Origin of the sequence: Streptomyces purpurascens, from assembly GCF_045040895.1 — a bacterium.
Classification (GTDB): domain Bacteria; phylum Actinomycetota; class Actinomycetes; order Streptomycetales; family Streptomycetaceae; genus Streptomyces; species Streptomyces purpurascens.
Genome location: NZ_CP108341.1, coordinates 4,996,543 through 5,015,817, shown reverse-complemented (window position 1 = coordinate 5,015,817; position 19,275 = coordinate 4,996,543). Strand labels below are relative to the sequence as shown.

Here is a 19,275-nt window from a genome sequence, read left to right as displayed (position 1 = left end):
GGTTGATCGGTGGTTCGGTGGGGGGCACGAGCGGCGGCGGACCACCGCCGGGTCAGGGCAACGGGTGCGGGGCCGCTTCCCGCGGGTCGTCCAGGCGGGCGGGGCAGCCGGTCCGTTCGACCGCCGACGCCAGACGGGGCAGGTGCAGGCTCCACGAATGCGTCTCGTCCATCCGCAGGTTCTGGTAGCCGGGGGCCAGCACCTTGACGACGTGCCAGCCCATGGCGGCGACGGCCGAAGGAAGGCGGGGGGTGAGGTCGACGGCGAGGAGACCGGCGCCGTCGGCGGTCAGGGCCCGCCGGATCTCCTCCGCGCCCAGGTCACGCGCGGGCGGGGAGACCGGGAGCGTGGCCGGCTCCTGGAAGCCCGCGACCCAGTCACGCACGGCCTCGTAGGCGGGGCCGGTCAGCATGTGGCAGAGCCGGTCGTGCTCCGTCACGACCGGGGCCAGGTGTCCGGTCTCGCCCTGGGCACGCAGCGCCCGCAGCGCGGCCCGTACCTGCCACGCCTCCTGGAACGCCTTGGCGGCGGCTTCGGCCGGCCGGGTCGACGCCTTCATGCCGACGGTGGCCAGGGCGCCCGGGCCCTCCGGGTCGATCAGGAAGGCGGTCACGCACCAGAGACCGGGTACGGCGGTGGGGATGCGGGCGAGCACGGGGGTGAGCCCCGCCGCGCGCGCCCGCTCCCACGCCGCCCGGAGCCCGGTGTGGGCGGGCGACGGGGTGTACGTGGGCAGGCTCAGCTGCCGGCCCCAGGCGACGGTGAGGGCGTCCCGCTCCGTCACCTCGATCATCGCGGCCGCCAGAGCGGTCTCGTGGCTCGCGCCGGCCGCCGCGCCGGACGGGCTCGGGTCGAACAGGTCCGCCCGGCGGGCGGGCCAGTCGACGAGGTCCGCGGGGACGAGTACGGGGGCGTCCGAGTCCATGTCGCGGGCCTCGTACCAGGACAGGGCGGCCGCCTCGGCGTCCGGGTGGGACAGGGCGTGGTCCGGGTGGTGCGCGTACAGCGTCGTGCCGTCCAGGCCGGCCGCGGTGCCCGGGCGGGCGGGGTGGGCGGCCGAGGGGTGCAGGGCACGCCGCTCGACGGCCTCGCCCGCTCCGCGCAGCAGGGCGTCGACACGGGAGGTGCCGCTGGCCCCGGCGAACCGGGCGGACAGCGGAACGTCCGGGAGAGCGGCCTGCGCCGGCTGGAGTTCGACCGCGCTGCTCCACAGCGGATCGTCGTCGTGCGGGGGCGTCACCGCGTAGCGCTGGGCGATGCCCGAGGCGGGGGCGAGGGTGGCCGGGATGTCGATCACCGTCGCGCCCCGAGGACCGCGGGTGCGAGGAAGGGCAGGGCCGGGGCGCCGTCGCGCAGGGCGGCGAGGGCCAGGAGGACACCCGCCGAACCGGTGCCCAGGTCCGTGGAGAGGCGGTAGCCGTAGTTGCCGAGGAAGTCGACGCGGCCGGGTTCGGCGGCGATCGCCTCCCAGCCGAGGGCTTCGAGGTGGAAGCGCAGGACGTCCCGCTCGGACGTGCTGCCGCCGTCCTCGAGAGCGAGGATCTCGCCCGCGCGTCCGTGCAGCAGGCCGCACGACGTGGCGAAGCCGCCCCGCCGCAGGTTCACGAGCCGGTTCACCGCGGTGCGCAGCCGCTCGTCGCCGGGGGCGTGCCGGAGCGCGGCGCGCAGGGCCAGCACGATGCCGGCGGAACCCTCGAGCCCGGGGCTGAGGAAGCGGTCGTCGAAGTCGGTGCGCTCGATGAGCTCCAGTTCGGCGTGGAGTTCGGCCACGGCCCGCTCCAACAGGTCGGTGCGGCCGGTGTGTTCGTACAGGCGCAGCAGGAGGAGGGCGCTGCCGCAGCGGCCGTGCAGCAGTCCGATGCGCTGGGGCGCCGGGGCGTCGGGCAGCCGTTCGGCGAGCTGGAGCGCCTGGCGCAGGCCCTGGTCGTCCCCCCGCCGGGCGGCCAGGTGCAGCGCCGTCAGTCCGAGACCCGAGAGGCCGGTCGCCAGAGTCGTCGCCACGTTGGCGTCGCATCCCTCGAAGGCGCGGTCCATGACCGCGTCGGCGGCGTCGGCGTGGCCGAGCTCGTCCAGGGTGTACGCGATGCCGGCGAGGCCGGTGAAGAAGCCGGGGCCGTCGCCGGTGACCTGCCCGGCCTGGCCGAGCAGCCACTCGACGTGCTCGGCGGGCACCTCGGCTCCGGCGCGGTGGAGCGCCCAGAGCACGCCGGCCGCCCCGTGGGCGAAGGTCACGCCCCCGTCGTTGACGATGAACTGCGAGACGTCGCCCGGGTAGAGGCGGTCGGTCCGCTCGGGGGTGGCCGCCTCGACGATGGACGCGGCGATGTTCGCTATCAGGTTCCCGGTCTCCTCCCCGGCGGCGGGCCAGCGCACGCCGAACTCCGTCCGCGCGCCCAGGACATCGTCGCTGAGGCCACGCTCGATCTGCCGGACGAAGGACTCGGAGAGGGGGAAGTCACGAACCGCCGTGTCGATCAGGGTGCGGATCTTCTCCGTGCCCCACGGCACGACGTGCGGCATGGGGACGAACATGGTCAGCCGGAGCACGTCGAGCGCGAACAGGTCGACGGCGGGGCCCCGGAGGTGGTCGGGGGCCCGGAAGCCCAGGGAGCCCATGGCCTGCCCGCGCATCTCCTCGGCGGGGGTGGCGGTCTCCATGTCGATGAAGGCAACGGTGTCGTCGGGGCACACCAGGATGTTGCCCGGGTGCAGGTCGCCGAAGACCACACCGCGTTCGTGCATGGCGGCCACGGCCTCGGCGACCTGGCCGATGATGTGCAGCGCCCAGTCCGCGTACTCCGCCCGGGCCTGCGGCGTGTTGTCGGTGGTGCCGTAGGGGTGGCGGAGGCGCACGAGTTCCGTGAGCGGGGTGCCGTCGACGAAGTCGCGGGCCAGGAAGTGGTGTTCGTTTCCCTTGCGCACGTCCCTCAGGGCGGGGACGGAGGCGAGTCCGGCGAGCTGGGACAGCGCCCACTGCTCGCGGTCGAGGCGGGCGACGGCGTCGTCCCCCGCCGCGTCGAGGCCGGCGAACGGGCGGGCCTCCTTGAGCAGGACCTCGTTGCCGTCGCGCTTGTCGACGGCGCGGTAGACGCCGCCGCCGTTGGAGAAGTGCAGGGCCTTGTAGACGCGGAAGGGGAAGTCGCCGAGGGTGCGGGCGCGCCGTTCGGCGAGCGCCTCCTGCAGGAAGGAGGGGATCGTGACCCAGGAGGGGGTGTGGAACCCGGGGCGCCGCTCGTCGGGGACGAGTTCGCCGTCCGGGGTGGTGATCGCGGGTGTGAGGGTCCCGTCCTTGAGCCGCGTGGTCTTCAGTACGAAGCCCCCGTAGCGCACGTGGAGGGGGCCCTCCCGCCAGCGCAGATCGCTCAGGATCGAGGGAGCGGGGGTGCCTCCGACGAGCTGCTCCAGGTCGTCCAGGGCCTGCTTCAGCTCCGTCTCGTCAGCGGGGTAGATGGTGATGAACTTGCCGCTGGCGCTGCGGTCTCCGTACTTGCTGCCCCGGCGGGCGAGCGTCTCCGGGTCGGATATGTACTTGTACATCAGCCCGTGCTCGACGCAGTACGGCGCGACGGTGTCGAGGAGTCCGGCCGCGTTGCCGGGGGACGCCGCGACGTGGATCTTCCACCCCTGGTCGGGGACGCTGGAGTCGGGTGGGACGCAGACCGTCCACTCCCGTCCCCGGGTGGCCGTCCAGCCCTTGGGCAGGTTCCGGCCCTCGTGGAAGTCCGCGCCGACGGACTCGGTGGCGGGGGCGTCGTAGAAGAGCGAGTCCGCGCGGCAGAAGTTGATGAACCGGGTGTCGAGCACGGTGTCTCCAGGGTCAGAAGGGCAGGAACGGAAGCACGTAGGTGCGGTGGAGGGACTTCCACAGGGGCACGCTGCCGAGCTCGACCTCAGCGGTGCCGGTGGCCGGCGCGGGGATCCGGTCGAGGTCCAGTGGGTAGGCGGTCGAGTCCATGACCACGGCACCTCCCAGGTCGACGGGGAAGTAGGTGGAGACCGGGACCTCGGTCCGGCCGGACCGGGCGGATCCCACCCGGGCGGTGGCGACGGTGTCGTTGAGGACCAGGCCGTTCGTCTGCAGCGTCACGCGCTGCCCGGGGCGTATCTGCTCGGCCGCGGAGCCCTGCGGCAGGACGAGGCGGGTGCCGGAGGCGTCGGTGACGTAGGCGGCGGCGGCCGTCTGACGGGCCGGCAGGAACAGCGCGGCGCACGCGAGAGCGGCCAGCAGGGTGCAGACGGCTCCGACCCGGATGGGGCGGACGCCGGCGGCCTTCACCTCGGCGGAGAGCCGGAGGGCGCCGCGGATCAGGATCCACGCGAGGTACGAGAGTCCGGAGGCGGCCAGCAGGAGTCCCACCCAGCCGACCCGCTGGAGGGTGCCGAGCCAGGTGTGGAGGGCGGCGCTCAGGAAGTACACGGGGAAGGCGAGGCAGGCGAAGCCGTACGCGATGGTCCAGCGGGTGGACAGTTCGCGCTGGTAGGTGCCGCCGAACAGGAACCGGGCGAGCGCTCGGCGGGCGTCGGCCATGGCGCGGTCGCGCAGGTAGGGGACGTCCACATGGCTCATCAGGGCGATGTAGCCGTCGAGCTTGATGAACGGCGTCAGGTTGAGCAGCGCCGTTCCGTAGCTGGTGACCGCGAAGAAGAGCAGGCAGGTCTTGACCGTGCCGTCCGCGAGGGGCCAGGCCGCGAGGGCCGAGGCGGCCGCCAGGGACGTCTGGACCGCGGGCCCGGCGAGGGCCGTGTGGACCCGCTGCCGGCGGGCCGGGAGGCGCCAGGCGTCCGAGACGTCGCAGAAGAACGCCGGCATCAGGTAGAAGAGCATGACGCCGATGCGTGAGGGGCGGCCCCCGTAGCGGATGAGCACGGCGGCGTGGCCCAGCTCGTGGATGGACACGCCGAGCAGCAGGGCGAAGAGCACTCCGGCGAACGCGACCGCGGACAGGGGGCTGTTCAGCGTCGCGGCGACCGCGTCCCGCTGGGCGACGAGGGCGACGAGACCGAGCAGGACACAGAGCATCCCGGCCGCCACCGCGCCCCGGGAGAAGACGCGGGCGAACAGCGGGCCCAGGGCCTGCATCGTGCGTCCCGGCCGCAGCAGCGTGAGCTGGAGCGTCATCGGCGGGACGATCTGGAAGCGGGGGGCGACGGCGGGTGCCGGGGTCTCGCCGTCGTCGAGCAGCTTGAGGGAGTCGAGCCGCGAGATCGCGCTGCCCACCCGCTCGGTGCTCCAGGCACCGCCCAGCCGGGCGGCGAGGGCCTCGTGGTCGCGCTCCCCGTCCAGCTCCTGGACGAGATCCGCGACCTTTTCGTTGATCCGTACGTAACGGGCGCCGTGCTGGAGGACCCAGTCGCCCTGGCCGTCGGCCGGCGAGTGGACCTCGGCGCTCGGGGCGAGGCGGGGGCGCCGCGCGTGGGCCGGGATGGTGGGCGGTGGTGGACTCGTGACAGCGCTCATGGGTTTCCTTAACGGGACGGCTGCGGGGAGTGGGAGAGCACGTTGCACCCTTGCGGTGGTCCGGCCGGGGTCCGGCCGGACCACCGCAGATCCTCGGTATCGCCCGAGGGGGCTCCAGGGTGTGGCGGGGAACCGGCTACTCCGTCTCCCGTCGCGTCAGCGCGCTCGCCGGTGTCGCTCTCAGGTGAGGGTGATGGAGGTGGCGACGGAGGCACTGATGGCCGTGCCGACGGAGACGCCGGTCCAGAAGCCGGGAGCCTCCAGGGCCTCGAGCTCCTGCATCTCCAGCTCGCCGAGCTCGGCGGTCTCGATGTTCTCGACGGTGCCCAGGTTCTCGCTCATGTCGGTTGCCTCTCTGAGGGGTTCTGCGGATTGGTGTGAGTGGTACGAGCAGTGCCGGTGGTTGCCCGGCTGATCAGGTCAGGGTGACCGAGACGCCGACCGAGACGCCGGTGGAGAACGCGACGCTGAAGGTGCCCCAGCCCGGGGCCTCCAGAGCCTCCAGCTCCTGCATCTCCAGCTCGACGAACTCGGCGGTCTCGACGTTCTCGACGGTGCCCAGGTTCTCGCTCATGTCGGTTGCCTCTCTGAGAAGTTGTTCGTGGGGGTTCTACGGGGTGATCAGGTCAGGGTGACCGAGACGCCGACCGAGACGCCGGTGGAGAAGGCGACGCTGATGGTTCCCCAGCCCGGGGCCTCCAGGGCCTCCAGCTCCTGCATCTCCAGCTCGACGAACTCGGCGGTCTCGACGTTCTCGACGGTGCCCAGGTTCTCGCTCATGTCAGTGCCTCTCTCGGCTGTGCGACGGAGTCGGACGGTGCGGCTGATGTGGTGGTGCGGGTCCGGGGGTCCCCCCGGCGGCCGCGCGGCTCACGAGGAGCCGGGCGGCCGCCGTCGGGGATGTCCGGCCGTGCGCGGGGCACGGTGCGGTGGATCGGACGGCCGGAGCCGGCTCGATCAGGTGAGGCTCCAGGCGACGGAGACGATCGAGATGCCGACGCTGACACCGGCGCTGGTGGCCCAGCCCGGGGCCTCCAGGGTCTCCAGCTCCTGCATCTCCAGCTCGGTGCCGAGCTCCTGCAGCTCCTGCTCGACCGGGTTGTTGTGCGCCATGGTGTTCTCCTCGTGTTGTCGGTTTGGTGGTGCCTTGGTGCGGTGGTGCTGTGGTGCGGTGGTGCGGTTTCTCCTCCGGGTCAGGCGCTCAGGCCGCCGGGAGGGGTTCGGGGGAGCCGGCCACGGAGGCGGTCGGCTCGGTGGCCTCGGCGAGGAGCGCGGCGACGTCGTCGGCGCTCAACCCGGCGAGGGTGGGAAGTCCGGCGCCCCAGGCACGCACGCTGCGCAGGGCGATGGGGTGGCGCAGGTGCGGGGCGAGGTGCACGGTGCGGTCGATCCGCCAGCGCAGCATCAGCTGTTCGAGACCGTCGTCGGGCCGCGGCGCGAGCCACGGGGCCCGCTGCCGCAGGCGCTCCCACAGCCGGTGGACGCGGTCGGCGCTGCCGAAGCGGGTGTCTCCCCGCAGGGCCTGGCGCCACACGACCGGCCACAGGGCGGAGACCGCGCGCATCTTGGCCAGGCCGAGCGTGGTGGAGAGCTCGTTGGCGAGGGCCCAGCACTTCACCGCGTACGGGTTGCGGCCGACGTTGATGGCGCCGCGCTGGCTCTCGGCACTGAGCCGGGCGGCCCGCAGCCTCCCGGACGCGGGGGCCGGCAGGCCGGCGGCGAAGCACCGGGCCAGTTCGTCGCCGACCGTGAGCAGCCGGCCCGCCAACTCCTCGACAGCGGCGTCCTGTTCAGCGAGGTCGAGGGTGTCGCTGCTGTACGGGATGACGGTCCTGAAGATCGCTTCCAGCACGCCGTCCATGACGAGCGGCCCAGGGAGGGACTCGGTGGCCTCGGGCACCCAGAGGGCGGCACGGGGGCGCAGGCACTCCCCCATCGCGATGCGTTTGCCGTCCTCGTGGGGGAAGCAGGCCACGGGTCCCGCCTCGCTGCCGGTGCCCAGGGTGGTGGGGATCGCGAGGACCTCGGCGTGCTCCCCCCAGGGGAGCGGGAGCGCCACCAGTCCGCTGCGCTGCCCGGAGGTCAGGTAGCGCAGGAGGTCGGGGCGGCGGCCGACGGCGGCCGAGAGCTTCGCGAAGTCGAGGGTGCTGCCCCCGCCGACGCCGACGACCAGCTCACCGGGAGAGAACCGGGAGGCGAAGGCCTCGACGGCCGGCATCCCTCCGTCCGCCGGGGTGACCGCCCGGGTGGGCGTGAACCCGGCACGGGCGATCTCGGCGAGGACCTTCCGGGTGACGGCGTGGTCGGCCACGGCCGGGTCGGTCAGGACGGTCACGCCGGTGGGGCTCAGTTCCCGCAGCAGTACGGGAACGCGGTCGTAGGTGTCGAGGGAGACGGGCATGGGGTCAGCTCCTCGCGGCCAGGGAGGTCGCCGGCAGCAGGCTGTCGAGTCCCTCCTCGACGCAGGTCATGAGCTCGGCGACCTCGGCGCGGCTGTAGGTGAGGGAGGGCACGAGCTGGATGCCGGAGGGACCGGGATGGACGATGGCGCCCGCGTGCCGGATCCGTGTGATGAGGCCGGCGACGTCCGTTCCGGCCAGGGGGCGCCCGTCGGGGTGGGTCAGGTGCAGGGTGCGGAAGCAGCCGACGCCGGTGGTGTGCGTGGCGAGCGGGTGCCGCTCGACCAGTTCCGCGAGCCCCTGCTGGAGCCAGGCGGCGACGTTCCGGCCCGCCGTGACCGCGTCGAGGCGCTCCATCTCGGAGATCGTGGCGCTGACGGCGGCGCAGGCGAGGGCGGTCGCGCCCTGGGTCTCGGCGTGGGCGAACATCGTGTCGTGCTCCACGAGGGCCCGGGTCACCCGGTGGGACATCACCAGGGCGGCGGCGGGGCAGGCCCCGTTGGTCAGGCCCTTGGAGGTGACGAGTACGTCGGGCAGGCCCGGCCAGCTCTCGGAGGCGAACCAGCTTCCGGTGCGGCCGAAGCCGGTGGCGACCTCGTCGGCGACCAGGAGGAAGCCGTGCTCGTCGCGCAGGCGGCCCAGTTCGGCCACGAACGACTCGTCGAGCGGGAGCGTGCCGGTGCCGACGACGGGTTCCACGACGACCGCGGCGACCTGGCCGCCGAGGGCGGCCATCAGCCGGCCGAGTTCGGCCGTGTCGTTCGGGGTGACGTGGCGGATCAGCCGCTGGTCCACTCCGTAGACCCGCTGTCCCAGGTCCTCCCCGGTCAGGGCGAACCCGCCGAAGGTCAGTCCGTGGAAGCTGCCCCGCAGGGCGACCACCAGGTTGCGTCCGGGCCGGCCCTGCACGGCGTGGTAGATCCGCGCCAGTTTCATGACCGCGTCGTTGGCGACTCCGCCGCCGGTGGAGAAGAGCACCCGGGCGTAGTGGTCGGGCCCGCAGATCCGTAGCAGGTCCTCGGCGGCGCGGCGGGCGTAGCTGTTCTCGAAGCGGAAGGCCCCGAGGTAGGAGGCGTGGGCGGCGGCTTCGGCGATGGCCTCGGCGATGCGCGGGTTGCCGTAGCCGAGGTTCACGTTCCACAGCCCGCTGTCGGCGTCGAGGGCGGTGCTGCCGTCCGCGAAGGTGACGCGGTGTCCGGCGGCGCCGACGGCGCAGAGGCTGTCGTCGCCGTGGCTGGAGGGCGGTATGAGGTAGGGCCAGAGCGCGGTCATCGGGAGGCTTCCGTGGTCAGGAGTGTCACGCGGTGACGCTCGCCGGGCGGGGAGAGGAGCTGGCGGGAGGTGATGGTCAGGCCGGACGCGGTGAGCTCTTCCTCCAGGCGCGGCAGGTCGAGGACGGCCACGCGGTCCGTGCAGACCGTGACGGGGCTGTCGTCCTGCGGCGGGTCGGCGGGGAGCAGGGTGACCGAGCGGCTGTCGGCGCCGGCCGGCCAGTGCTCGTACAGCTCGTAGACGGTGCCGCCGGCTCCGGTGACCCGTACGGCCGTCTCGTCGGGGCCGTCCGAGTCGCCCCGCTCCAGGACGGTCAGCAGGAACCGGCCGCCTTCGGCAAGGTGCGCCAGGACGCTTCGGTACAGACCCGCGCGGCCGTCCTCGTCCAGGAGCGAGAGCGAGGTGGTGCCGAGCAGGATGTGCGGGAACCGCTGTCCGAGTGCGAAGCGGGACATGTCGCCCCGCACCACGGTGCAGCGGGCTCGCATCGACGCCGGAGCCCGGTCCAGTGCGGTCCGCAGCAGCGCCAGCATGTCGGTGGACAGATCGAGGGCGGTGACCTGCCGGCCGATGGCGAGCAGCGGCAGGGTGAATCGTCCCGAGCCGGCCGCGAGGTCGAGCACGGGGCCGGGCGTCGTCCGCACGGCGGTCAGCAGGGCCCGGGTCTCCGGGTCGTCGTAGGTGGCGAGGTCGTGGTAGAGCGGGGCGCCAAGGGCGTCGTACAGGCCGCAGACGCGGGCCCGGTCACCGAGCTCGGCGATCCTGCGGGCGGCGAGGGTGCGTGCCCTGACCGTCGTGGTCGCGTGGTCCGTCGCGGTCGCGTGGTCCATCGTGATCTCGTCGCTCGTCGCGGGCCCATCGGCCGTCGTGATCTCGTCGCTCGTCGTGATCTCGTGACCCGTCGCGGGCCCACCGGCCGTCGTGATCTCGTCGCTCGTCGCGGGCCCGTCGGCCGTCGTGATCTCGTCGCTCGTCGTGGTCTCTTCGGTCGTCGTGAGGGGCATGGCCGGGGCGCTCATCGGGCGGCCGCCGGGACACGCACCGGGACGGGCAGCGGCAGGTCGTGCCGGGCGAACAGCTCGGCCAGCTGCTCCACCTCGGCGGCGGGGACGAGGCCGCCCACCTCTCCGGAGGTGGCGAGCAGGCACTCCAGGGCCTGTGCGGCGGGCCGGTCGACGGCGAACAGGCGGTTGCCGGCGACGATGTGCGCCTCCCCGTCCCCGTCCCCGTCCCCGTACAGCACGATCGGCAGGGTCGGGTCCGCCAGGTCGGCGTCGGCGCCGGACTCGGCGAGCCCGGGCGTCAGCCGGGAGCCGAACCCGGAGACCCGCAGGCCGGTGGCTCCGCGCGCCATGAGGCCGCGCAGCGCGCTGACGGCTTCGAGGTAGCGGGCCAGGAAGGGGCGGCCGCGCAGGGCCTCGGCTCGTGCCTCCGCCGGCAGTGCCGCGTCCAGTGCGGCGGCGCCGGATCCGGTCCGGGCGAAGCGTTCGGTGAGGGTGTCGAGGCTGTCGTCGACCGTGCCGAGCACCGCTCCCGTGGGGCTGGTGGACACCTGCCCGTTCCGGTCGGCGTACAGGCGCAGGGCCGGTCCGTCCGCCGGGTTGTGAGCACCGCTCAGGGCGGCCGGGTCGGCCAGCAGCACCGAGGAGGTGATGAGGAACTCGGGGAAGACGCCCTCGGCGAGCGCCCGGTCGGCGTCGGCGAGGAAGGCCTCGAAGTCGTTGCCGTCGAAGACGCGGATGACGGTCGGGCCGAAGACGGTCATGAAGGGGCTGGCGGCGTAGGCATGGGTCTGCAGGAAGAAGTCCTGGCCGTTGGAGAACTCGTCGCCGGGCTCCGTGAGGCTGCCCTGGTAGCCGACGGCGGGGGCGAGGTCGGTGCCGTCGTCGGGGGCCAGCAGAAGGGTGCGGGGGCCGACGAGCCCGGCGGCCGTGACGGCGGGGATGTGCGCCGCGTCGGCCAGTACGAGCGTGCCGACGCCGGCACCGGCGGGCCCGGCGAGCGGGGAGGCGGTGGCCCAGGAGATGAGGTGCTGCTTCAGACGTCCACGATCTGTCATGTCCATGCCAGGTAGTCCTTTACTGGTCTGCTTCCCCCTCTGCGTTCGGGCAGCAGGGAATCGAGTTCGGCGGAGACGCGCCCCGGCCACGGCGCGCCGGGCGACGACGGTCAGTCACGAGCAGCCGGCGAGCGGCCGGTCAGTGCGGTGCCGTCACGGACCGCAGGATCGCCGACAGGTCCGCGAGCGACTCCTGGGTGCCGAAGAGCTTGTGCACGGCGGTGGTGTTCAGGACGATCTCGTCCACCCCCACCTCCTCGTAGGCCCGGAGGGCCTTGACCACCTGCGGCAGATCGCCACCCGCGAACGCGCCGGTCTCCACGACACCGCGCGCCACGTCCTCGATCCGCCCGGAGCCGACGTCCACACCCGCCCGGCCGAGCATGTCCTGGTAGTGCGGGGCCTGCAGGTGCGGCGCGTTGCCGGCCAGAGCGAGCCGTTCGGGCCCGGCGCCCTCGCGCCCCTCCTTCTCCAGTCCCGCCGGAACCATGGCGACGACCCGGGGCAGCGACGTCCGCCCCGCCCGTGCGGCGCCTTCGGCCACCGCGGGCAGGATCACGTCCCGCAGGTATCCGGGCGGCGTCAGCCAGGTGATCACGACGTCCGCCACCTCGCCCGCCAGCCGGGCCATACCCGGCCGCAGCACGCCCAGACCCACGTCGACCCTGGGGGCCGCGGCCGGAGCCAGCTGGCCCCGGAAGGTGAAGTGCGGGCCGTCCATGGCGACCGTCTCGCCGTCGAGCAGCCGGCGCACCGCCGTCACGTACTGGCGCGCCACCTGGAGCGGTTTCTCGTAGGGCGCTCCGAGGATGTTCTCCTGGAAGGCCCTGGCTCCCGGGCCGAAGCCCGCGATCACCGGTTCCCCGGTGGCCAGGGCCACGGACCGCGCCTGCAGAGCCGCCTCGTACGGGTGGCGCAGGGGCATCAGCGTGACGCCGAAGCCGGTCGGGACCCGGAACCCGGCCCCGGCCAGACCGGTGAAGGTCTGGTGGGGCTCCATCACCATGGCCTGTCCCTGCCAGAGGCGCCTCGCCCCGGTCCACCGGACGAGTCCGGCGAAGGGGAGCGCCTGCTCCAGGCGGCGGGGTACGCAAGGGAGGAGCACGGAGTAGTCGGTCATGGCGTCGGGTTCTCCTGGGTCGTGATGTCGGGCCGGCCGCGGCCGCTGACTACTTCCAGTCGTTGTTGTTCTTCGGCAGCGGGGCCGGTCCGGGCAGCAGGTCGCCGATGATCTGGAGCCACGCGAAGGGGTTGAGCCCCGGCGCGGACACCGTCCCGTTCCCGGCCCCGCGCCCGGCCACCGTCTCCGTGACCGCCACCGCGTCCGTGACCGCCACCGTCTCCGTGACCGCCACCGTCTCCGTCGCCGTCCGGCTCTTGGCCGGCTGCTCGGCGGCGAAGGCCGTCCCCTGGCCGGCCAGGGCGATCATCCCCGCGGTCAGCAGACCGACGACGACGTGTCCACGGCGACGGGACGACAGCGTGCTGCGGGACGTGGAGCGGGCCACGGATATCTCCTCGATGCTCGATGCGGCGTTCATTCGTTCTGCGCTGTGCTCGTGCTTCCTTGCGAGAACGACTCTGCCGTCTGGCGGGGGCCGCCACGAGGCCATCTGCGCGCAGCTTGCTGCACCCGCGGATTCCTCAAGCTGCAGCGGCCCTCTCACCCCGGCCCGCCCGCCGTCGCCAAATTGGCTGTCCGATACCAGAACTAACGGACATATATTGATAATCCGTCATTGACACTCGAGTACGGGCGTCTGAGGATTCCATGGACCACATGTGTGATCGATCATCAACAGGGGGAGACACATGGGCAATTCGCTTGCTTTCCTGGGCGTGAACGAGGAAGAGGAACGGCTGTACCGCGCCCTCCTGAGGAGCGGCTCGTCCTCTCCCGCGGCCGGCCCCCAGGAACCCGGTCCGGACTCACACACGTTGTTCGAGGAATCGGCCCTGGACCGGCTGGTGGCGCTGGGGCTCGCCACCCGGAACACCCAGGGCGCGGTACACCCGGTCCCTCCGCCCCGGGCCGTGGACGCCCTGATCGAAGGCCGTCTGCTCCGCCTGCGGGAGGACCTGGAGAGCGAGGCCACGCGGAACTCGATCATCGAGTCCCTGTTCCTGGAGCGGTTGACCGCCACCTCCTCGCCCCGCGCGGACGCCGGCGACGACGGCCAGATGATCACGCAGCTGCACGGCATCGAGGCGGTCCGGGAAGCCATCGACGAGCTGACCTTCTTCGCCCGGACCGAGGACCTGACGACGGAGCCGACCGGCCTCCTGACCGAGGAGTCGATCGCCGTCTCGCACCCGATCAACATGCGGTTGCTGCGCCGTGGGGTGCGCATGCGCATGATCATGGGGTCCGCGATCATGCAGGACGAGGCCACGCTCACCTATATGCGGGACCTGGTCTCGCACGGAGCCGAGGTGCGGGTCTCCCACCACCCGATCGAGCGCGTGATCATCGTCGACCGGTCGGCCGCGCTGACCCCCATCAACCCGGCCCACACCTCGGTGGGGGCGCTGCTGGTGCGTGAACCCGGGCTGGTGGCCACCTTGGTCACGCTCTTCGAGCGCATGTGGGAGGCCTCGGAGGAGCTCCCCGGCGAGGACGCGGACATGCCGTCCGACATCGAACGCGAGATTCTGACCATGCTCAGGGAAGCCGACAAGGACGAGACGGCGGCGCGCCGCCTCGGGGTGTCCGTGCGCACCTACCGCAAGCACCTGGCCACCATCATGCGCCGCCTCGGCGCCGCCAACAGGGTGGAGGCCGCCCTGCTCGCACATGAAAAGGGCTGGCTGAACTGAGGGCGGCGAGGCGCCTCGGGACGCCCGGCCGAACGGGCGGTCCCGGAAAAGGCGTACGGCGCGTACAGCACGTACCTGTCCTGCTCGTACGCGCCGACGCGCCGCTGGGGCGAGGCCTCGCTGGGCCTACTCTTCGTCTTCGGGCTTCTCCGCCTCGTTGATCTCCTCCTCGAGACCGAGCTGCTCGATGAGCCACTTGTCGAACTCGATCGCGGCACGCACCCAGCTGACCGTCGAGGAGACGAAGTGCTCCAGGCTGACACCCATGCCGATCAGCATCTGGGCCTCGCCGATCAGGCGGACCGTGCCGTCGTCGTGGGTGTGGCTGTAGACCTTGGGCCACAGCGTGCGGCGGTTCCAGTCGTCGATGGACTCCAGGATCTGCGGCTTCGCCTCGATCTCATGGGGCCGGTCGTAGAACGTCCGCACGGAGAAGACCTGCTGGTCTCCCTCACCCCGGAACATGAAGTAGGTGCGGAACTGCTCCCACGGCGCCGCGAGGTCTCCCTCGTCGTCGACGACGTACTTGAGCTCCATCTGGTCGAGGAGCTGCTTCACGAGGTCCTGATCCGGGACGACGGGGCCGGCCGGGCCGCCGGGCTGCGGCTCGGGCTGGCCCCCGAAGTTCGGAATCGAGGACGGGTCGATGGTCACCGTGAATTTCCCTTCGTACGGATTCCGCCATCCTCCCCCATGCGGGGAGGGGGGTGGCAAGCCCGGACCGGCCCCATCAGCCCTCGGCTGACAGGATCCGGCCGGTCGGGGCAAGCACCGGGTACCCACCCGAGCCTTCACACGGCTGTCAGGCGCGACGGACCTCGAAGATGTCGACCTTGTTGTTCCAGTTCCCGCCGCCCGGGTAGTCGAGGTTGGTGAAGTTCGACCAGCCGCCCGGAGCGTCGAGCCGCCGGACCCGGTCCGCGACGGGCCAGGAGCGCAGGTCGGTGATCTTCGCGTCGCCGTAGTTCACCGAGTAGCGGCCGACCCAGTAGTAGACGGCGCTCAGCTTGTCCCGGCAGCCCCACTCCTTGAGGTCCTTCTCCCCGTCGGAGTACAGCCGCAGGAGCTTGCCCTTGTAGCCGACCTTCATATAGAGGCACCAGTAGTCGGCGACGCACCGGGCGGGCGGCGCGGCGGCCGCGCTGGGCCCGGCGGGAGCGGCGGCGTTGGCCTTCAGCGTCTCCTCGCGGATCTCGGCGGGCAGCTCGGGGTCGGCCAGCGCCTCGGCGTCCGAGTCGTAGCAGTGCACCTCACCGCTGGGCAGCTCGGTACAGCTGTCGGCGCCCTCCCACGAAGCGGCGAGGTTGATCTTCCGCCCGTTGTACTCGGCGGTCACGGGGTTAGCCGGTGCCTCGTCCGCCGGTGTGGCGGTGACCGACGGCTCGGCGGTGGGCTCCTCGTCCGCCTGCGCCATCGTGCCGCTGGTGAGCACGAGCACGGTGGCCGAGGCGGTGGCCACGAGAGCGGCCGTCAGCGATCTGCGTATCACGTCTGTCTCTCCGGGTTGTGTCGTGGTCGGCTGACGGGTTCGGCGGGTCAGCCGTGGACCAGCCTGGTGCCGTCGAGCTCCTGGGTGATGGCGCCCTTGCCGTCGCCCTCGATGTCGTAGACGACCGTGGCGTCCGACGACCACCACAGCTCACCGTCGTACGTGACGGACGGAGCGACGCAGGTGTTCTCAGGAGAGTCGAAGGACCACTGGTAGTGGTCGTTGACGACCGCGGTCATGTCGCAGGTCTTCTTGGACACGACCTCGTCGGTCCCGGACGTGCCGAGGCGCGCTTCGACCCGCGTTGTGATCTTGAAGCTGGTGAACCGCTTCGAGCCGTCGATCACCTGGTCGACGCCGAGCTGCCAGTAGACGACCGACTTCCCGGTCATGTTGCCGTTGGACGTCGTGTTCGCCCCGGTGTTCTCCACGTAGTAGGTCGTCTGCGGCTTCTGGCCGGGGAAGACGACGTCGAACTGGGACGAGGCCGTCCAGGCGGCCGCCGGGCCGGCGAACAGCACGCCGATCGCGAGGGCGGACGACGTGAGACCGGCTGCGGTCAGGATCTTGCGCATGGGCATTCCTTCTGGGCTGGAGTCGGTACGCGTGAGGCCAGTGCGGAGCGGAGCGAGGCAGAGCAGGGGGGCCGTCGAAGGGCTGGTCACCTGTGCCGGCGTCGGCGTGTGCCGTGCCGCGATGAGATGCCCGTCAGCGGACGGGTGGCGGCATGAAGGCGCACGGAATGACGTGCATGGCTGAATTCCCCCGTGAATCCCCCGTGAATGGTCAACGCACCAGGCAGGACTGGTCAGGTCCACTTCACTGGCAGCCCGGTCACTCTAGACACACGGGCAACACGCCCGACAGAGATCCGCGGGAACGTGGCCGATACCGCTTTCACGAGCGGAATCGACGGGCGGATGCGAAAAGACGTTCGACCCCTGCTGGGAAACTGTGAAGCCACCGTGAAGCGGAAGGAACGCAGCGTGCAGATGCGGCCAGAGTTGGCCGAATACCGCCGAATACCTCGTACGCCCGTCCGGTTCGCCTCATCACGGCATGCGACGGCCCGCCCCACCTGTGCGGGGGCGGGCCGTCGTCGGGGCATGAGCGGCCGGTCAGAGCGTCTTGCCCGTCGCCGGACCCACGATCAGGCCCTGCTCGAAGCGGTCCACCCGGACCGTGTCGCCGTCCTTGATCTCGCCGGAGAGGATCTCCTTGGCGAGGCGGTCGCCGATGGCGGACTGGACGAGGCGGCGCAGCGGGCGGGCACCGTACGCCGGGTCCATGCCCTCCTCCGCGAGCCAGGCCAGGGCCCCGGGCGTGATGTCCAGGGTGAGGCGCCGCTCGGCGAGGCGCTTGGCCAGGCGTTCCAGCTGGAGCTTCGCGATGCGCTCCAGCTCCGGCTTGGTCAGCGCGGCGAAGACGACCAGGTCGTCCAGGCGGTTGAGGAACTCCGGCTTGAAGGAGGTCCGCACCACCTCGAGGACCTGCTCCTTCTTCTCCTCCTCACTGGTCACCGGGTCGACCAGGAACTGGCTGCCCAGGTTCGACGTCAGGACGAGGATCGTGTTGCGGAAGTCGACCGTGCGGCCCTGCCCGTCCGTGAGCCGGCCGTCGTCCAGGACCTGGAGCAGGATGTCGAAGACCTCGGGGTGGGCCTTCTCCACCTCGTCCAGCAGAACGACGGAGTACGGGCGGCGGCGCACCGCCTCGGTGAGCTGGCCGCCCTCCTCGTAGCCGATGTATCCGGGCGGAGCACCGACCAGCCGGGCCACGCTGTGCTTCTCGCCGTACTCCGACATGTCGATGCGGACCATCGCCCGCTCGTCGTCGAAGAGGAAGTCGGCGAGGGCCTTGGCCAGTTCGGTCTTGCCCACGCCCGTCGGGCCCAGGAAGAGGAAGGAGCCGGTGGGCCGGTCGGGGTCGGCGATCCCGGCGCGGGACCGTCGTACGGCGTCGGACACCGCCCGCACCGCCTCGGTCTGCCCGATGAGGCGCTTGCCGAGCTCGTCCTCCATGCGCAGCAGCTTCTGCGTCTCGCCCTCCAGCAGACGCCCGGCCGGGATGCCGGTCCAGGAGGCGACGACGTCGGCGATGTCGTCCGAGCCGACCTCCTCCTTGACCATGGTGTCCTTCGCGACCTCTTCCTCGGCCTCGGAGGCGGCCTCCAACTCCTTCTCCAGGGCCGGGATCTCGCCGTAGAGCAGCTTGGAGGCGGTGTCGAAGTCGCCGTCGCGCTGGGCGCGTTCGGCCTGGCCGCGCACCTCGTCGAGGCGTTCCTTCAGCTCGCCGACGCGGTTGAGGGACTGCTTCTCCTTCTCCCAGCGGGCGGTGAGACCGCGCAGCTCCTCCTCCTTGTCGGCGAGGTCGCGGCGCAGCTTGTCCAGGCGCTCGCGGGAGGCGGCGTCGGTCTCCTTGCCGATCGCCAGCTCCTCCATCTTCAACCGGTCGACGGCGCGCTGGAGTTCGTCGATCTCGACGGGGGACGAGTCGATCTCCATGCGCAGCCGCGAGGCCGCCTCGTCGACCAGGTCGATGGCCTTGTCGGGCAGGAAGCGGGAGGTGATGTACCGGTCGGAGAGGCTCGCGGCGGCCACCAGGGCACTGTCCGCGATCTGCACCTTGTGGTGGGCCTCGTACCGCCCCTTGAGCCCGCGCAGGATCGCGATGGAGTCCTCGACGGTCGGCTCGGCGACCAGCACCTGCTGGAAGCGCCGCTCCAGAGCGGGGTCCTTCTCGATGCGCTCCCGGTACTCGTCGAGGGTCGTGGCACCCACCATGCGCAGCTCACCGCGCGCGAGCATCGGCTTCAGCATGTTCCCGGCGTCCATGGCGGAGTCGCCGCCCGCACCGGCCCCGACGACCGTGTGCAGCTCGTCGATGAAGGTGATGATCTGCCCGTCGGAGTCCTTGATCTCGGCCAGGACGGTCTTCAGCCGCTCCTCGAACTCGCCCCGGTACTTCGCCCCGGCGACCATCGCGCCCAGGTCGAGCGCGACGAGCCGCTTGTCCTTCAGCGACTCGGGGACATCGCCCTTCACGATCCGCTGGGCGAGCCCCTCGACGACGGCGGTCTTGCCGACACCGGGCTCACCGATCAGTACCGGGTTGTTCTTGGTCCGCCGGGACAGCACCTGCACGACCCGCCGGATCTCCTGGTCCCGCCCGATGACCGGGTCGAGCTTGCCTTCCCGTGCGGCGGCGGTGAAGTCGGTGCCGAACTTCTCCAGGGCCTTGTACTGGCCCTCGGGGTCGGCCGTGGTCACCCGGCGCTGCCCCCGCGCCTTCTGGAAGGCCGCCTGGAGCTTCCGGGCGTCGGCCCCCTGCTGGGACAGCACCTCGCCGGCCGCGCCGCCCTTGGCCGCGATGCCGACGAGGAGGTGCTCCGTGGAGAGGTACTCGTCCCCGAGCTCCTTGGCGCGCGCCTGCGCGTCGGCGACGACGGCGAGCATCTCGCGGTTGGGCTGGGGCGGAGCCACGGTGGAGCCGGTCACGCTCGGCAGCCCGGCGAGCACCCGCTCGGCTCCGGCCCGTACGGCCGCCTGGTCGGCGTCGACCGCCGCGAGCAGATCGGTGATGTTCTCGTTGTCCTGGCCCTGAAGCAGCGAGAGCAGCAGATGGGCGGGGGTGAGGTCGGGGTGCCCCTCGGTCACGGCCCGGTTGCTGGCCGCGTTGATCGCGTCCCGGCTCCGGTTGGTCAGCTCGGCGTCCACGTTCGCGTTCTCCTCCTCCTTGCACTGACCCGATCAGCGCACTGACTCAATCAGCGTACATAAAG

General features: G+C 71.9%; 18 protein-coding genes. 1 reads left to right on the top strand and 17 read right to left on the bottom strand.

Annotated elements, in window-relative coordinates; translation table 11 throughout:
- Positions 1–52 precede the first annotated feature (52 nt).
- From OHU35_RS22900 to OHU35_RS22840, 13 genes are all read right to left on the bottom strand, one after another.
- Entirely contained in the window at positions 53–1,297 is a 1,245-nt protein-coding gene (locus tag OHU35_RS22900) for a YcaO-like family protein (protein ID WP_405506635.1), read from the bottom strand.
- Complete coding sequence (gene lanKC, locus OHU35_RS22895) at positions 1,294–3,804, bottom strand: class III lanthionine synthetase LanKC (RefSeq protein ID WP_189725683.1); 2,511 nt, start codon at positions 3,802–3,804, stop codon at positions 1,294–1,296. Before lanKC ends, OHU35_RS22900 begins: the two co-directional genes overlap by 4 nt.
- A 13-nt stretch (positions 3,805–3,817) precedes the next feature.
- Positions 3,818–5,458 carry a daptide biosynthesis intramembrane metalloprotease gene (gene mpaP, locus OHU35_RS22890; protein ID WP_189725682.1) on the bottom strand — a complete coding sequence of 547 codons (1,641 nt, stop codon included), beginning with the start codon at positions 5,456–5,458 and terminating at the stop codon, positions 3,818–3,820.
- A gap of 180 nt (positions 5,459–5,638) precedes the next feature.
- On the bottom strand, positions 5,639–5,800 hold the full coding sequence (locus tag OHU35_RS22885) for a daptide-type RiPP (protein WP_189725681.1): 162 nt from the start codon (positions 5,798–5,800) through the stop codon (positions 5,639–5,641).
- Positions 5,801–5,873: 73 nt separating this feature from the next.
- Positions 5,874–6,032 (bottom strand): daptide-type RiPP, encoded by a 159-nt coding sequence (locus OHU35_RS22880; RefSeq protein ID WP_189725680.1) that lies wholly within the window; start codon positions 6,030–6,032, stop codon positions 5,874–5,876.
- A 47-nt stretch (positions 6,033–6,079) separates the two neighbouring features.
- Complete coding sequence (locus tag OHU35_RS22875) at positions 6,080–6,238, bottom strand: daptide-type RiPP (RefSeq protein ID WP_189725679.1); 159 nt, start codon at positions 6,236–6,238, stop codon at positions 6,080–6,082.
- A gap of 177 nt (positions 6,239–6,415) precedes the next feature.
- Positions 6,416–6,571 (bottom strand): daptide-type RiPP, encoded by a 156-nt coding sequence (locus tag OHU35_RS22870; RefSeq protein WP_189725678.1) that lies wholly within the window; start codon positions 6,569–6,571, stop codon positions 6,416–6,418.
- A gap of 88 nt (positions 6,572–6,659) precedes the next feature.
- Positions 6,660–7,859 carry a daptide-type RiPP biosynthesis dehydogenase gene (gene mpaC / locus OHU35_RS22865; RefSeq protein ID WP_189725677.1) on the bottom strand — a complete coding sequence of 400 codons (1,200 nt, stop codon included), beginning with the start codon at positions 7,857–7,859 and terminating at the stop codon, positions 6,660–6,662.
- 4 nt (positions 7,860–7,863) lie between these two features.
- Entirely contained in the window at positions 7,864–9,129 is a 1,266-nt protein-coding gene (gene mpaD, locus OHU35_RS22860; protein WP_189725676.1) for a daptide-type RiPP biosynthesis aminotransferase, read from the bottom strand.
- Positions 9,126–10,133 (bottom strand): daptide-type RiPP biosynthesis methyltransferase, encoded by a 1,008-nt coding sequence (mpaM, locus tag OHU35_RS22855; RefSeq protein ID WP_229873070.1) that lies wholly within the window; start codon positions 10,131–10,133, stop codon positions 9,126–9,128. The genes mpaD and mpaM overlap by 4 nt, the downstream gene beginning before the upstream one ends.
- 11 nt (positions 10,134–10,144) lie before the next feature.
- Positions 10,145–11,194, bottom strand: a complete 1,050-nt coding sequence (gene mpaB, locus OHU35_RS22850) for a daptide biosynthesis RiPP recognition protein (protein ID WP_189725675.1) — start codon at positions 11,192–11,194, stop codon at positions 10,145–10,147.
- 133 nt (positions 11,195–11,327) lie between these two features.
- On the bottom strand, positions 11,328–12,308 hold the full coding sequence (locus OHU35_RS22845; protein WP_189725674.1) for an LLM class flavin-dependent oxidoreductase: 981 nt from the start codon (positions 12,306–12,308) through the stop codon (positions 11,328–11,330).
- A 49-nt stretch (positions 12,309–12,357) separates the two neighbouring features.
- Positions 12,358–12,729: a hypothetical protein gene (locus OHU35_RS22840; protein ID WP_189725673.1), complete on the bottom strand. Its 372-nt coding sequence runs from the start codon at positions 12,727–12,729 to the stop codon at positions 12,358–12,360.
- Between the two features lie 271 nt (positions 12,730–13,000).
- Between OHU35_RS22840 and OHU35_RS22835 the strand changes: the two genes are divergently transcribed.
- On the top strand, positions 13,001–14,005 hold the full coding sequence (locus OHU35_RS22835) for a LuxR C-terminal-related transcriptional regulator (RefSeq protein WP_189725672.1): 1,005 nt from the start codon (positions 13,001–13,003) through the stop codon (positions 14,003–14,005).
- A gap of 126 nt (positions 14,006–14,131) precedes the next feature.
- On the opposite strand, the gene OHU35_RS22830 is transcribed toward OHU35_RS22835, so the two are convergent.
- The 4 genes from OHU35_RS22830 to clpB form a co-directional block, all read right to left on the bottom strand.
- A complete protein-coding gene (locus tag OHU35_RS22830; RefSeq protein ID WP_031142427.1) occupies positions 14,132–14,659 on the bottom strand; it encodes a YbjN domain-containing protein in 528 nt (175 codons plus the stop codon).
- Positions 14,660–14,807: 148 nt separating this feature from the next.
- On the bottom strand, positions 14,808–15,494 hold the full coding sequence (locus tag OHU35_RS22825; RefSeq protein WP_189725671.1) for a peptidase inhibitor family I36 protein: 687 nt from the start codon (positions 15,492–15,494) through the stop codon (positions 14,808–14,810).
- A gap of 47 nt (positions 15,495–15,541) precedes the next feature.
- Positions 15,542–16,069, bottom strand: coding sequence for a hypothetical protein (locus tag OHU35_RS22820; RefSeq protein WP_189725670.1), 528 nt, complete (start codon positions 16,067–16,069; stop codon positions 15,542–15,544).
- Between the two features lie 543 nt (positions 16,070–16,612).
- The gene (gene clpB, locus OHU35_RS22815; RefSeq protein WP_189725669.1) at positions 16,613–19,210 is read right to left on the bottom strand and encodes an ATP-dependent chaperone ClpB; all 2,598 of its coding nucleotides are present in this window, start codon (positions 19,208–19,210) and stop codon (positions 16,613–16,615) included.
- Positions 19,211–19,275 lie beyond the last annotated feature (65 nt).